This is a genomic window from Mesobacillus maritimus, from assembly GCF_023715205.1.
Taxonomy (GTDB): Bacteria; Bacillota; Bacilli; order Bacillales; family Cytobacillaceae; genus Mesobacillus_B; species Mesobacillus_B maritimus_C.
Genome location: NZ_JAMBNR010000004.1, coordinates 293,483 through 308,717, shown reverse-complemented (window position 1 = coordinate 308,717; position 15,235 = coordinate 293,483). Strand labels below are relative to the sequence as shown.

The following is a 15,235-nucleotide window of genomic DNA, read 5'->3' as shown; positions in this document are numbered from 1 at the left end:
TACTCACATATACAGCCCTGCCAAAAATATCCCCAATGATTCCTCGTAAATCTCATCAAATTGAGACAACGGCAATGGATTAACCCCAAAGCCAAGCTCAACTGTAAACCCTGGACGCCGCCAATCTTGGATAAACCAATCTTTATAGCCGGCATAACTCTCAATGGTTTTTACCGGTTCATAGCCACTTACACGACCAAATTCTTGGACAATTGTCTCTGCCTCCCGAGGCTCAAGATTTTCAAAGCCCCAGTAAATGACCTCCCCCTGGGTATGAAATGCTAATACTCTAGCATAATCCCGTCGCCTTGCGAGTTCGGCCATCGCAATTGCCTCTGGCTCACTTAAAGGACTTTCACCTACATAATCTCTTGGTCCCGGACCAACTTGATTCCTTTCCTTCTCTAATTCCCACTGCGCTGGGAATTGATCATTCAAGTCAACACCACGAATATTTGCTTTCCAGCCAGTAAAATCTAAGCTTCCATTGTTTAACTCGACCACCCTACTTTGGTGCGGTTCGATGGCAGGTGGGCCATTCAGGACTAGATTGACACCATCCGGATTGACCATTGGAACAACCGATAGTGTATTTTCACCATAAAAACGCTGCATAGATAATCCCCTGATTGGCTGATAATTCGTTAACGACAATAGATAGTCATTTAAAAATGTCATAATTACAGGCGTTGTAATCCATTCATTTGCATGAAAAGAGCCATTATAGTGAACCCGTTTTGGGCCATTTCCAATCAATACTTCAGGTATTGTGTGGCCCAAAACGGATTCTCCTGCAGAAGGCAACCGTAAAAAAGGGTATACCCGCTCAAGTCGTGCCAAATCCATCATCATCGTGCTATAATCGTATTCCTGTTTTCCTTGAACGAGTCTCCAAGTAATCCGCTGTGGCACTTTAATCGTCTGCCCCACTTGTAGGCGATTTGGATTAATATCAGGATTCACTAAGAATAGAGCATCTAGTGATAAATTTCTCCTCGAGGCAATGCCCCATAAAGTATCGCCAGGTTTGATACGATGATCGACGGCAACAAACCCTGGAATCCTCACTCGTTGGCCAATCGATAAACTTCCTCCTTGAATATCTCTGTTAGAATCAATAACCAACTGTAAATTCACATTAAAAATCTGGCTAAAACGCCAGAGAGTATCCCCTTGTCTTACAAATACGTCCATTTCTGCTCCTCCCACTGTTCAGAATCGCATCTATATAAACATATGTTGACTTCTAGAATTATATATCTCTGACACAGGTCTGGATGAATTTGCTATCCAATTCTTATCCAATTAGAGCAAGTAAATTGTTTTCCCACAACAAACACCGAGCATTGTTGCCATTAGGATAGTCGTACATTAGCCCAAAAAAACAGGCACGTTTAGTGTACGTACCTGGCTACTCAAACTATTGGATTTTTTATTTTACGGTAAGCGTAAAAAGCTGATGCTCATGTAAATGATCTTTATTAATATGAACATTAAGCTGGTAGTTACCGGCAGACTCAAAAGCTTTACCTGCTTTATATATACCATTCCCTGTTTCCTTCGCATCAATGAATTCGTGTTTTTCTTGACCTTCACGCCAAATTTCAAATGAAACCTTTGCATCTGTTAAAGGGTTGTCTTTTTCTTTAACCAATACAGACAGCTCATTTTCCTGATTTGCTTGAGGTTCCACATCTGATTGAAGCTCCACAGTTACCGCTCCTTCATGTTCATGATGGTGTTCACTTTCACCGGAGTGAGCATCAGTATCCTCTGCTTCTACTTCACTAGCGTTTCCAATTATCAATGTTTCGGAAGGCATATTATGCATATCGCGAGCTGTTACATGCGAGGTCACTTTGTAGCTTCCTGCTTCAGCAAATAGCATGGTTGCTGCATACAGACCATCTCCTTGGTGCTCTCCTTCGAGCATCTCAGAGTCGGCTTCGCCTTCTTTCAGCACTTCAAACTTTACTTCATTTGCATCCTCGACTGCTTCCCCTCCCTGTGACACATAAGTCTCTAAAGTGACTTCAGCACCGGGCTGTAGCTCTTCTTCAGGTAAATTGAGCTCCACTTCAAGGATGGCTGGGACTTCTGCATTCTGACCACTTTCTTCACCATTTCCACAGGCACTGATTAACAAAACCATAAGAATAGTTATTGATAAAACAACTTTTTTCATTTTCTAACTCCTAAAAGTTTATATTTTCATATCTAAAAATAACATATCATTTCCAACATAAAAAACAAGTACAAACCTCTAGGGTATGCCAATTGTTACAAGAAAAGTCGGTTTAGTTCTAATCCAATAGAGTTCTTGCTATAATTATTTAGGTAAACGAAATATCAACTTGAAAGAAGTGTATAATAAATGACCCAGCAACAAGTGGGAAAACGTAATCTGGCAATCATGTGGTTTGCCAATTTTTTTGTCGCTGGTAGTATGACGATGGTCATGCCGTTCCTTTCTTTATATATCGAAACATTCGGGAATTTTTCTGATCAGTATGTTAAGAATTGGTCCGGGATTACTTTTGGGATAACCTTTGTTACAGCGTTTCTTTTTTCTCCTGTTATCGGTAGAATGGGAGACAAATTTGGTCGAAAAAGAATTTTATTGTTTTTAGGATTTGGGATGGCTATATCAATGTTTCTTTTAGGTTATGCCACCTCCGTGTTTCAATTATTTATTTTGAGATTATTTATGGGCTTTTTCTCCGGTTTTATTCCGGTATCACAAGCGTTTATTTCCACCCAAACACCGAAAGAGACGGCCGGAAAAGTTCTCGGGACCTTACAAACGGGTAGTATAACCGGTTCCCTCATTGGTCCTATGATTGGGGGAGTACTAGCTGATAGCCTTGGATATGCTGCAACATTCCAATCGACGTCATTTTTTATTTTACTATCAGGGATTCTTGTCTTAACTGTAAAAGAATACCGCATTGGTGTAACTTCAAAAACGAAGAAAACCTATAGTAAGAAGGAAGTCTGGTCACATATAATCAAAAACCCCATCTTGTTAAATGTCATGTTCATTTCAACACTTATACAGGTGGCAAACTTCAGCATTCAACCGATATTATCGCTTTATGTTGTTGAGTTAAATGGTGTTGAGAGCATTGCTTTCTTCTCTGGGTTGGCTTTTTCTGCAGCAGGTTTGGGAAACCTGTTTATGGCGAGAAAATGGGGCAGTCTCGCGGATCGCATCGGCTATATCAAGATTCTTGTCATTTTGTTATTTTTATCTGCAATTATTTATTTCCCTGGAGCTTTTGTGACGAATATTTGGCAACTAGTCCTAATTCGCTTTGCTCTGGGTTTAACACTCGGAGGTATTATCCCAGTTAGGATTGCTTACATCCGGCACGAGGCTCCGGTTGAAATGCAAGGAGAAGTTCTTGGCTATAATACAAGTCTTCGATTTCTAGGCAATATTATTGGTCCACTACTCGGTGGATTCCTATCGGGGTGGTTCGGAATCTCATCTGTGTTTTTCATAACAAGTACCCTCCTACTAATTAGTGGACTTATCTTAGTGAGTTCGATGCAGAAGCATCCTAAACTCGCCAGAAATCATTGATGGATAAAAAGCGGTTCAAATTTTGAACTGCTTTTTTTATATTTTACTGGTTGTTCACTTTATGGTAATGCCCTTTCCCTCTTTCATTGTTAACAGCCATTTTATGTGCTATGTTATTAATAACACTTATTAAACCTCTTTAATAAGTTTTTTGATGAATACTTAATAAACTTATTTAAAAAGTTTATTCTATTAATTGGCGGTGATGCTTTGAAAGTTACTCCTAAATCAGTGAGAAAAGAAATCCTGACTAATATTCGCAAGTCTCTCTTAGAACTCGGAAGTTCCACCATAGTTGAACTAAGTGATAGATTAGGAATCAGTTTCCCGACAATTAGTAAATGCTTTGCACAGATGGAAAAAGCAGGGGAACTTATTCTAGTCGGTCTTGATGATTCAAATGGTGGGAGAAGGGCCAAAAGATATGCATACAATCCGGAGTATATGTTAGGATTGGCAATCTTTTTAGAGAGAACAGAGACCCATTATATTGTTTATAACTGTTTAGGCGATGTAAAGAATACGGGAAAAACTGATGGCGTATTAGTTGAAGATGATTTAACTTCTTTAACAAAGCTTATGGAAAAAATAGTAGATCAACATCCAACCATTCGTTCAATCGCAATTGGTGTCCCAGGGTCGGTTGATAACGGAAAGATTTTTTATATCCCAGGATACGAGCAGTTTCACAACTTAGATTTAAAAGGCTATTTTGAACAGCACTTTTCCATACCTGTCGTAGTGGAGAATGATATGAATGCTGCTGTTCTTGGATTTCACAAAAATAGTGGACTGAAGAACAACACATCCCTTGTCTATTTATATTCTGGTCAAAATGGACCTGGTGCAGGATTCTTGATCAATGGAGATGTGGTCCGAGGTAGTACATTTTTTGCAGGCGAGGTTTCATTCGTCCCTCAATATAACGATCGAAACTTTCGGCAGGCTTTGGAAAATGATCGTGATTCGATGACCGCAACCTTCTCTACTGATGCTCAAATTGATGCGATTTGCCGATTAATAGCAACAATTACAGCGATTATTAATCCTCATACAATCATTTTTTGTAGTGACGAAATCGAAAAAACAACCTTAAAAAAGATTTCTATAGGGAGCTCAAAATACATCCCATCTAAACATCTTCCAAACCTTACAATTAGTGATTGGAAACAAGATTATTTATATGGATTACAAAGTCTCGGAATTACCCTTATGCTAATGGAACCAAATTAAATTGAACGATATATGTTTTGAAAGTAGGATATATAAAATGAAAACAGAAAAAGAGAAAATGTTAGCTGGAGAAATGTACGATCCTGCTGACCCAGTATTGGTAAAAGAGCGTGAAGAAGCAAGACGCAAAGTTAGAGTCTATAATCAGACTTTAGAAACTGAAGGAGAAAAACGGACAAAATTATTAAAAGAATTACTCGGTTCAACTGGAGAAAACTTATCGATGGAGCCAAATATTCGGTTTGATTATGGCTATAACACGCATGTAGGGGAAAATTTCTATGCTAACTTCGATTGTACAATTTTAGATGTTTGTGAAGTGCGCTTTGGGGATAATTGTATGCTAGCGCCCGGAGTTCAAATTTATACAGCTACCCATCCACTTCATTCAACTGAACGGAATTCGGGCAAAGAGTATGCAAAACCCATTACTATTGGAAACAATGTATGGATTGGGGGCGGTGCCATCATTAACCCAGGAGTAAAGATAGGGAACAATGCTGTCATTGCATCAGGGGCAGTTGTAACAAAAGATGTTCCGGATAACGTTGTTGTTGGCGGAAATCCGGCTAAAATTATTAAAAAGATTGTTTGATAAGCCAATTCATTTCATAGCATTATAGAGATAAAAAAGATCAGCGTTATCGCTGATCTTTTTTACTTTATATTTGCTTTCCAGCGGCTGCCATCCATTCATATTGTCTAAGCTGCACTTCAAACAGATTAAGCGGGTCTCGGTACAATTCGGGTTTTACTCGCATACTTTCTAGTTCCGCCTTGTTTGTTTCAATCAACTGAAGAGCTTCCTCAACTGCTGAATTTAAAACCTCAAGTGGCTCTTTATAGAATAAGTTAATATCACGTTCGATTGCTTGCTCAAACAACTCAAATTGCTGAAAGAATTTGCGGGCAATTTTATGAGCAAATTCTTGGTAATCCTCATTTTCAATATGAGCCTTATATTTAGTAAAGATCATGGTATTGTTTTGTGGAAGAACCGAAAGTAGTTTCCCAGCACTCTTCAATAAAAATTGAGCAGGTGTAAAGCGCAATAAGAAATTCATTCTTTCAAGTTGAATGCCACTTGTCATCCGGTTGGCATCCCGTTTCCAATCATCCAGAATCTTGAAATCACATTCTTGTTGAAGTCGCTCTTCACCATACATTCCATTAAATCCTGCGCACATTTCATCCAACATATACTGTGACTGATCGAATTCACTTCTTGCAGATTGAATCCACTCCTGTAGAGAAACGTGGAACTTTTTCAACATGACAGTTTCTAGATAATCTTGAACTTTTCTATTCATCTCATCATTTAACACCAAATGGAGTTTGCTAAAATCACTATCCTCTTTAATTAACTCCGCACAACCACGAAGAATTTTAGGAATCTCTAAAAGCATGTCACTTTTTAACTCTTCTTTTAGGCTTACATAACTATTCTTAATCGATTTTTTCTTTTCATCCTCTAAATCCTCAATCTGATGAATAGCCCCGGTTAATTTCGATACCATCTCCTCATTCCAGCGAATGGAATCAATCAACTCTGTCTCCATTTCAATACGCTTATCTAATAAATAATCAATCGATTTGCGTACATAATGTTGAATTTGAGTGATTCGCTGGTTGGCTACTCTATCTTTTTCGTAAAAGGAATTTAGGAACTCTGAGAATTCTCGGTTTAGCGCTGAACTATTCCCATTGGTTGAGTGAATGAACAGTTTAGCCTTAGGATAATAAACCTGAATTCGATTAAGTGTTTTCTCAATTAACCGCGTCTCTTCTTCAGTGGTAAGTAAACCAGACTTTGGAATAACAAAGTGAATCGGTAGATTAGGAGCGGTAATATTAACTTGCTTTAAGATCTCTTTCTCCTTATCTGTCAGTGAACTTTCTTCATCGAGAAAGAACAACAAGCCATCCGCAAAGTGAACATACTGATAAAGAGCATGTTGATTTACGTTCTGTTCATTCATTCCTGGAAGACCCACGAGTTTCACTTGATTATTCTTTAGAAATCCATTAGGTAAAGCAAAGTCAATGACGACTTCTTTTTTATGGTTCTGACGTCGCACACCAATTGCTGCTTGGAACTGTTCTTTATCATTAATTTCACCAGTGCCACTATCAGTCACTTCTTGGATAACCGGCTCTTCTCCATATTTAAATGCTACAATCGATGATGTCGGACCAGTCAAAAGCGTTTCATTGAATAATTGATTAATGAATTCGGCTTTTCCTTCCTCAAGACGACCTGCTAATAACAAATGGTACTGATTTTGATCCAACAATTCGTTGATTTTCCACTGATTGATTTGCCCTGGTTCGATTCCATTTTCCTTCGCCCATTTCTCAACCATTTGTAATAATTCTAAGCTATCTTCTTGTGCCGTTGGATGATTTTCAGCGTTAAGAATCAGTTCTTCTGCTTCTCGAATTACTTCTGTTGGAATCGTTGATGGAAACCTCTCACTCCAAGCCATTACTGCTGCTGAGGCCATTAGAGATGTAGATGAATCTGTAATTTTAACCCAATTTGTTAGATGATTAGGGATGAGTTGAGAAAGTTCTTTAATCAAACGAGACCCGTTCATCAACTCTAAATATGCTTCTTGATACCATTTCGATAACTCATTCCAAGATTCATTACGACTGACTTCTAAATCAAGAAACACTGAATTAAAGTTTTGCATCCACTGTAAGTAAGTCTCTTTCCCTTTATAGCTGTTCCACAGTGTCCCAACCAGTTGTTCAAACCGGCGTCGATTAATCGAGAATAGCGAAGTGAGAACCGAATTAAAATAGGATGGTTCTTTCTCAGCTGTATATCCTTTTCCAATATAGTCTTCAATTCGATTAAACCAAATTAAACTTCCTGTTCGAACAGCTTCCTCAGAAGCAAGTTTAATCGCATTATCCCTATCTGCTTGCTCTTCAAAAAACTCCCATGCTGTTTCTGTTAATCTCGGATAATCTGGATTAATCGTAACAATTGAATGAACAATGGCTGTTGCCTGCTCAATCCAGCCTTTCTCTCGATAAATCGATAACAATCGTAGTCCAGATTCGATTTGTAATGTAGGACTAGCTCCTTCAATTGATTGATAAAGACTTTCCGCGGTCTCAGGTAAGCCTAACTCTAGATAGGCATCCGCCATATTCTTTTTTGCCCAAGGTCCAAGTTCATTGTGAATATTCTCCCATTTGAAGATCGCTGTTTCATAATCCTTATAATGAAAATAAACCTCTCCTTGCGCAAAACGTATATAACTAAAGTCCGATATCTCCTTCTTATTTTCCTCTAGATATAGCTCACTAAGTACCTGGATAGGGTCTTCTGTAGGAGTTTCAATTATTTCCTCAAAATAGGTCTTATTAATGAACTGATTTTCTATTGTCATTTGGAATCCTCCAACCTATATTTTCCCGTCTTATTTGATTATTTCCTATGATCCTGACACTTGTATTCTACCAAACTTTTAACAGAGATAAATGTCATTTAACTTTCCGTTCTGTAACAAAAAGGAAACAAATTGTAATATAAACTATTTCGTTCTTATATCATACGAATTTATTTACAAATTTAAGGGTGTAGTCCTCCTTTTTTTCACGTTTGTCCTTGTTGTCAGACGGTCATATTATATAATAGAAGAAACTAGCCTTAATAGACATGCAAAGGAGTATACTCATGCTTAAATTGATTATCAAAGGGTTAAATAAAGAACAAGTAACCTCTCCATATTTAAAAGGAAATTCTGTAACTTTTAATCATAAAACTCTTGCTACGCTACAGGGAAACGAAGAGGAAATTGTTTTCTCCATCCATCCGCAACTAGACATGGCAGAATATGAGGTTTTAAGGGATATAATTCTACAGATCACTTCCGGACACAATGTTGAGATAGATGAAAGCGAATGCCAATTAGGTTACTTAGAAAATGGAGAAAGCGCCCATTTGATTCATAACTGGCAAGCGTGGAAAACTTTCTTGATGGAGGCCAAATTACGGACGCTTGAAGGACAAAACGTTCTGATTAAGAATGAGCTAGGAGAAGAACTAGGAAATGGATTACTTGCGGAGTACAAAATAGAGACAGAACCATTTAGAATTACTTCTTGCACTCTTATCACCATCTTTGGGGAACAAAAATTTGATTCTGACAGCATAACGATCGAGCCGACCAATCAATTTAGTTAGGAACGCAAAGTGTAATCACCCATTAAGTGCATAACAAAAAAATCGGGGTACATCATCCCCGATTTTTTATTTCTTTAATTCGTCTAAAAGTTGCTTTGAGCGCTTTGCATTTCCTTCAGCAAAGTTTTGCAGCCTCTCTTTCAACTCATCATCTTCATGGATACGTTCAGCAGTGATTAAATAGGTACGCATTAAATCTTCTTCAACTTCCACTGAGTGTTTTAATACTTCTTCAAGTTTTTCTTTTTCATGAGAGCGGGAGCCCATTTTTTCTAGCCTCCTTTACTCATTAAAATCCCCCTAGTTCTTAGCTTTTATACTCTTGCTTTCGCCAAGTAAAGAAGGCAATGGTTGCAAGTCCTGTTGAAATCAAAGCAACGATCATAAATGAGTATACATGTCCATATTCTTTCCCGTAAAAACCCTCAATCACCTTGGAAAGGGAAATGACATTGATTGCTAAGAAAACAAAAATTGATAAAAAGGAGACTCGCTTCTTATCCATGACGATATTCCCTCCCAACAGCCAACACCTTTCCATCTTTCACTTCTAGAAGGATTTTCGGTAATTCTCTCTGTGGTGGTCCTGCGACTGGGTGACCATTGTTAACATCAAAATATCCTTTATGACAAGGGCAGAGCAATACATTATCTTTTTTCTCATAAAAGACCGGACATTGTAGATGTGTACACTTATTATTGTAAGCAACATAACGATCATCAGGAGTTCTTACTAAAACAGCTGGTTCATCTTCAGTTGGATAATTGAAATTTTTGGCCTCCCCAATCGCCAACTCATCTACAGACGCAATTTCAACCTGATTGCTATCCTCTTTTTCACTACGAACAGCTGAGATTACACCAAATGGGGTTGTTGCTAAGCCAAGCGCAACCGTTGTTCCAAAGGATGCTTTCAAAAACGCACGACGGTTTAGATTCACGTCCTCTTTTCGATTTAAATTATCAACCAATTTCATCATATCTTGATCATTTGCTGACTGGTTGTTTTTCTTTCTATCCTCCGTCATCTTACAATCCTCCCGTTCAACTATCTATTTCTATTTAACCGTTATATTTTTCATCAATTTTCTGAGCAAGATTTAAGTATGCCCTCTCAAGCTGTGTGCCTTCTTTTGCAATAGATGGTGCATCATTAGATTCATTGGGCTCTTGGATTGGCAATTTCCCTAATAGTTCTACACCTAACTGAGAAGCAAGCTCTTCTCCTCCACCTTTGCCAAAGATAAAATATTTTTCATCACCATTTGGTGGTGTAAAATACGACATATTTTCGACTACACCAATAACCTCATGATTACTTTTCATCGCCATGCTTCCAGCTCGTTCAGCAACATAGGCTGCTGCTTTATGAGGAGTTGTGACGACAATTTCTTTGCTTTCTGGAATCATGAGATGCATATCTAGTGCAACATCCCCAGTTCCAGGAGGCATATCGAGAATAAAATAGTCGAGCTCTCCCCACAGAACATCCTTTGTAAAATGCTCAATCATTTTTCCTAACATAGGTCCGCGCCAAACAATTGGGTCATTCCCATTTACCAAAAATCCCATCGACATTAGTTTAATTCCTTTTGTTTCAACGGGGATGATTTTACCATTAAATGTTTTTGGTTTATAATCGATATTCAAGATTTTTGGAATACTAAATCCGTATATATCTAAATCAATAATGGCAACTGATTTTCCTAACTTTTGAAGCGCAAGCGCAAGATTCACTGATAAAGAGGATTTTCCAACTCCACCTTTACCACTTGTAACCGCGAGGACATTGCCTTTTAACATAAAAGCACCTCTTTTATCTATTTTTTTAGCTCTAAGATTTTACCCCTTAGTATGAGCCTTTCAGTTTCAAACATTCTTAGGTCGTGTATGGTCATTTTTTTCGAAGGAATAATAAAAACGAGCCGGCCCTAAAGAACTTAGCGCTCACCTTGGACCAGCTCACATTCACTTAACAATGCTTATCCTTACTGGGAATCTGTATAGACTCCAAAGAATTCCGGCACATAATCCCATTTATTTCCTTCTTGAGGTTTTTTCCCTTCAACAAGGTTCATTTGTGTACGTCTTCTTCTTAACTGTTGCATTTCATCGAAGTCGATAAAACGAATCGCTTCACTTGGACATACAGAAGCACACATTGGCGGGATATCATCTCTTGTACGGTCATAACACATATCACATTTGTACATTTTATTCTTTTCAAAGTCGAATTTAGGAATTCCAAATGGACAACCAAATGTACAGTTACGGCAACCAATACATTTCTCTTCCATTGCAGATAAAACAACCCCTTCTTCCGTAATTTGAATCGCATTGGCCGGACAAACACGAGCACATGCTGGATCTTTACATTGCATACATAGCATCGGGAAAGTTTGGCGTGATTCCGTAAAGTCGACGTATTCTACATAGTTCCGTTCTTTTGCATCATGGTCTCCACACTCACGGCAAGCTGCCTGACAAGCACGGCAACCGATACAGCGTTCAAATTCAAGATACATAATTTTATTCATTCTGGCCGTTCCTCCTTAGGAAAGCGGAGGGCCCTCTTCTTTCAAATGGCATGAAGAAAGCCTCTCACTTTGCTTTTTTACTTTGCAAGTTTTTCTAGTTTCACTGGACAAACTTTAAATTCAGGCATCCGTGAGATAGGGTCTAACGCCGGGCTTGTTAATTGATTAACTGCCAATTCTTTTCCCCAATGATAAGGAACAAATACGACATCTTTACGGATGGCTTTCGTTATTTTAACTGGGACAATCATGTCCCCACGCGGAGTTGTCAATTTCACTTTTTCACCATTTATTACTTGGTATTGACTAGCTAATTCTGGATGCATCTCGACAAATGGTTCTGGACATTGTTCTTTCAAGAAGCCCACACGTCTAGTCTGATTACCAGATAGGTAATGGAAAACCACGCGACCTGTCGTTAACCAGATTGGATATTCAGTGGACTTTACCTCAGCTGGACCTTTCCAATCACAAACTGCAAGATTTGCTTTCCCATCTTCTGTTGCAAACTTCTCTTTAAAGACGCTTGGTGAACCTGGGTGGTCTTCAGTAGGTGCTGGCCAGAATACTCCATCTTGCTCATCAATCTTTTCATATGTGACACCATAATAATCTGCTTTACCGCCTTTTGAAGCGAGGCGAAGTTCATTGAAGATTTCTCGTGGTTCACGGTATTGGAAATGTTTTCCCTTACCCATACGCTCAGCAATAAGACTCATAATTTCCCAGTCCGGCTTGGACTCTCCGATTGGTTCAACTACTTTTCGAATATGGATTACACGACCTTCGATATTTGTTGTTGTTCCTTCGTCTTCAGCCCAAGTTGTTGCTGGAAGAACAACATCAGCAAGTTCAGCTGTTTCTGAAAGGAAGAAATCACTAACAACCAGGAAATCTAGTTCTCTCAAAGCTTCATAAACATGGTTAATATTTGGTGAAGATACTACTGGATTTGAACAGATAACATGTAACCCACGAATTGTTTTATTTTTCATAAGATCAAACATTTCATAAGCAGATACCCCAGGTTTTGGCATTTCTTCTGGCTTGATTCCCCAAACTCCAGAGATGTACTCAACTGCCTTTGGGTCCGTTAGTTTACGGTAGCCTGGAAGTAAGTCTGACTTTTGTCCATGTTCACGTCCACCTTGACCGTTTCCTTGACCCGTGAATGTTGCAACACCTGAAGCAAACTTTCCAATTTGGCCTCGAAGTAAAGCCATTGACGTATATAAGCTTACATTGTCTACCCCAGCAGTTTGCTGTTCAGCCCCACGAGCAAACATTACAACAGAACGTGGAGATTTTCCGAAGATATGAGCAGCTTTAACAATTTTTTCGACTGAAATTCCAGTAATTTTCGATGTATATTCAGGCGTAAACTTTGCCGTCATTTCTTTTAATTCTCCAAAATTATTGCAACGCTCTTGAACATATTCATTGTCCACATAATCATGTTTGATTAACAGATGCATAATTCCATTCGCTAAGGCAGAGTCTGTGCCAGGTAGTAGGTCCAAATGAACATCCGCTACCCTTGCTGTTGCCGTTTCACGAGGATCTGCAACAATAATTTTTGCGCCTTTGTCTTTTGCTTTCCAGAACCACTGAATACTTGTAGGATGACATTCTGCTGTATTTGAACCAGCCATGAAGAAACAGTCTGTGTGTTCTAACTCTGTCCACGGAAGAGTGGATCCTCGGTCCATACCGAGTGTTTTATTAAACCCACCAGCCGCAGAACTCATACAATAACGGCCATTATAATCGAGATAACGTGTTCCTAAAGCAACACGAGCATATTTACCGACTAAATAACACTTCTCGTTTGTCATCGATACACCGCCGTATACAGAAAGGCTATCTTTGCCGTAATTTCTTTGGAGTTCTTTATATTTATTCTCAATCAAATCAAGTGCTTCATCCCAAGAAGACTCTACAAATTGACCATTCTTTTTAATCAGTGGACGCTTAATTCGATCTGGATGGTCGACTGTTTGATAAGCTGTTACCCCTTTAGGGCACATTTTCCCTCTAGTTAGCACCCAGTCATAACGGGGTTCAACCCCAACCACCTTATTGGTCTTTTCGTTTACTCGTATATGCATCCCACACTGCATTCCACAATAACAACAATGTGTGGTTACTAATTTTTCGCCTTTACGAATCTGATTTTTTACGCCTTCCTTAACGAGAAACTGGCTCATATTCTTTTTCCTCCCCTAAGTCTTTCTTTACATCTTCTTCTATTCCATAAAAGTCATCTGTACGTTTTTTTCCAAAGCCAGAAATATGAATGCCATTATTCGTATTAACTGGACCATATGGATTTCCTTTTGGAGCTTCTAGATTCATTTGTTTTAAAGCGCGCATTCTACGTCGACATGCTGGACAGTAATCTGATAAATACGTCCCATCTGCTAGTTGTAGGTCAAAACTTTGCTGCTTTAAAATCGCTTGTACGTCTGCAATTTGGTCATCATTACTGTATGGTTGAGCACAACTTTTACAAGTCTTTGTGTCTACTTTTAATGTTTCTTGGTAACTCATCGGTACCGCAGTAGCTAGCGGACGAATTGGAACATGAAATAATTTACCGAACGGAAAGTACATCAACATTACGACAACTGTAATTTGATGAACCAGTGAAATATGTGGGTGCATCCAACCATCAAGGAACTTATACGAAACTGTAAGTGCTAATCCCGTTCCAGTTACGGCAAGTAAAATATATAAGGGTAAAAGGTCAAACTCAAAGCGCTGAGTAACTTTCACATCGTAGTCTCTGATTCGGCGGAACAAAGCCATTGAAACACCAATTAGTACCATAACTGCACCGATATTTAGCATGTTATAAAAGATTTCTGCTAGCCATCCATGAGCAGCCATTGTAATTAATGGGATATTAAAGGCAACCATTTGATACGTTTCAGGATCAACTAAATCAAAACGAAACCACCCAAACGTTAAACCGAAAGTAAAAGCAAACGAAATAATACAGCCCCATGAAATCATGATGTGTTGAATTCCGCGGTATAGTCCGCGTTTAAAGATGAATTTTTGCAAGAGGATGTTATCGATAAGAGTTTTAGTAATCGATTTGGCATTACGCTTCATTCGTTCTTTCGTGAATAAGTTTTTAACACTCCGTGTAGCTACCTTGTTTGTTGCTGCACGGTAAATCCAGAAACTGAAACGAATAACAAGGCCGATTGCAAAAACCCCAGTTCCAATCATATAACCCAATAAGGCCATATCTATATGAAGAAATTGTGAAGTGGATACCCACATTAAAAAGAACAAAATGACTATCGCAAAAAAGGAATACATACTAGTTTTTGAATAAAATGATTTTTCTAGTTTAAACATTGCGTTCTACCTCCTCGTGAGTTTCTTGAGTTCGAAAATCATCATACCATGCAGTTTTTGCCTACTTCGGTTTTAAATGTAAACACTTTGTGAATAGTGTTATATCAGCTATTGTTTGTGACTTTTATGTGACAACTTATTCAAGCATACGTTTGATTAATCTCTTCTAACGTCACCCCACTACTTCGTCATTTCATCTTCAATAAATCTATCTTTACTAAAGGCTCTTTCCTCAAACTTTGTTGCATTTCAGAGTAATTTCATAAAGAGGAGAAAAGAGCTTACAAACTAAGGAATAATGCCAAAAAA

14 protein-coding genes are annotated in these 15,235 nt (G+C 38.5%); 4 read left to right on the top strand and 10 right to left on the bottom strand.

All coding sequences use genetic code 11. The features are described from left to right. Positions 1 to 3: 3 nt before the first annotated feature. Together M3182_RS07865 and M3182_RS07860 are read right to left on the bottom strand one after the other, a co-directional pair. The gene (locus tag M3182_RS07865) at positions 4 to 1,194 is read right to left on the bottom strand and encodes a M14 family metallopeptidase (protein WP_251557587.1); all 1,191 of its coding nucleotides are present in this window, start codon (positions 1,192 to 1,194) and stop codon (positions 4 to 6) included. A 238-nt stretch (positions 1,195 to 1,432) separates the two neighbouring features. Further along, on the bottom strand, positions 1,433 to 2,185 hold the full coding sequence (locus M3182_RS07860; RefSeq protein WP_251557586.1) for a FixH family protein: 753 nt from the start codon (positions 2,183 to 2,185) through the stop codon (positions 1,433 to 1,435). 189 nt (positions 2,186 to 2,374) lie between these two features. Here M3182_RS07860 and M3182_RS07855 point away from each other — a divergent pair, with 189 nt between their 5' ends. The 3 genes from M3182_RS07855 to M3182_RS07845 all read left to right on the top strand — a co-directional run bounded on the left by M3182_RS07855 (position 2,375) and on the right by M3182_RS07845 (position 5,414). Further along, positions 2,375 to 3,586, top strand: coding sequence for an MFS transporter (locus M3182_RS07855; protein WP_251429077.1), 1,212 nt, complete (start codon positions 2,375 to 2,377; stop codon positions 3,584 to 3,586). A gap of 210 nt (positions 3,587 to 3,796) precedes the next feature. Continuing rightward, complete coding sequence (locus tag M3182_RS07850) at positions 3,797 to 4,819, top strand: ROK family transcriptional regulator (protein ID WP_251557585.1); 1,023 nt, start codon at positions 3,797 to 3,799, stop codon at positions 4,817 to 4,819. A gap of 37 nt (positions 4,820 to 4,856) precedes the next feature. Further along, complete coding sequence (locus M3182_RS07845; RefSeq protein WP_251429073.1) at positions 4,857 to 5,414, top strand: sugar O-acetyltransferase; 558 nt, start codon at positions 4,857 to 4,859, stop codon at positions 5,412 to 5,414. A gap of 67 nt (positions 5,415 to 5,481) precedes the next feature. On the opposite strand, the gene M3182_RS07840 is transcribed toward M3182_RS07845, so the two are convergent. Further along, complete coding sequence (locus M3182_RS07840) at positions 5,482 to 8,223, bottom strand: GTP-binding protein (protein WP_251557584.1); 2,742 nt, start codon at positions 8,221 to 8,223, stop codon at positions 5,482 to 5,484. A 287-nt stretch (positions 8,224 to 8,510) separates the two neighbouring features. Between M3182_RS07840 and M3182_RS07835 the strand changes: the two genes are divergently transcribed. Beyond that, complete coding sequence (locus M3182_RS07835) at positions 8,511 to 9,020, top strand: hypothetical protein (protein WP_251429069.1); 510 nt, start codon at positions 8,511 to 8,513, stop codon at positions 9,018 to 9,020. Positions 9,021 to 9,086: 66 nt separating this feature from the next. Here M3182_RS07835 and M3182_RS07830 read toward each other — a convergent pair whose 3' ends face one another. The 7 genes from M3182_RS07830 to M3182_RS07800 form a co-directional block, all read right to left on the bottom strand. After that, positions 9,087 to 9,287 carry a hypothetical protein gene (locus M3182_RS07830; RefSeq protein WP_251429066.1) on the bottom strand — a complete coding sequence of 67 codons (201 nt, stop codon included), beginning with the start codon at positions 9,285 to 9,287 and terminating at the stop codon, positions 9,087 to 9,089. A gap of 40 nt (positions 9,288 to 9,327) precedes the next feature. After that, complete coding sequence (locus tag M3182_RS07825; protein ID WP_251429063.1) at positions 9,328 to 9,525, bottom strand: hypothetical protein; 198 nt, start codon at positions 9,523 to 9,525, stop codon at positions 9,328 to 9,330. Further along, complete coding sequence (locus tag M3182_RS07820) at positions 9,518 to 10,048, bottom strand: Rieske 2Fe-2S domain-containing protein (protein ID WP_251557583.1); 531 nt, start codon at positions 10,046 to 10,048, stop codon at positions 9,518 to 9,520. The genes M3182_RS07825 and M3182_RS07820 overlap by 8 nt, the downstream gene beginning before the upstream one ends. Before the next feature lie 34 nt (positions 10,049 to 10,082). Further along, positions 10,083 to 10,823 carry an Mrp/NBP35 family ATP-binding protein gene (locus tag M3182_RS07815; RefSeq protein ID WP_251429057.1) on the bottom strand — a complete coding sequence of 247 codons (741 nt, stop codon included), beginning with the start codon at positions 10,821 to 10,823 and terminating at the stop codon, positions 10,083 to 10,085. A 185-nt stretch (positions 10,824 to 11,008) separates the two neighbouring features. Further along, on the bottom strand, positions 11,009 to 11,557 hold the full coding sequence (locus M3182_RS07810) for a 4Fe-4S dicluster domain-containing protein (RefSeq protein WP_251429054.1): 549 nt from the start codon (positions 11,555 to 11,557) through the stop codon (positions 11,009 to 11,011). Positions 11,558 to 11,634: 77 nt separating this feature from the next. Beyond that, the gene (gene fdhF, locus M3182_RS07805; protein WP_251429051.1) at positions 11,635 to 13,764 is read right to left on the bottom strand and encodes a formate dehydrogenase subunit alpha; all 2,130 of its coding nucleotides are present in this window, start codon (positions 13,762 to 13,764) and stop codon (positions 11,635 to 11,637) included. Next, positions 13,745 to 14,926: an MFS transporter gene (locus M3182_RS07800; RefSeq protein ID WP_251429049.1), complete on the bottom strand. Its 1,182-nt coding sequence runs from the start codon at positions 14,924 to 14,926 to the stop codon at positions 13,745 to 13,747. Before M3182_RS07800 ends, fdhF begins: the two co-directional genes overlap by 20 nt. Positions 14,927 to 15,235 lie beyond the last annotated feature (309 nt).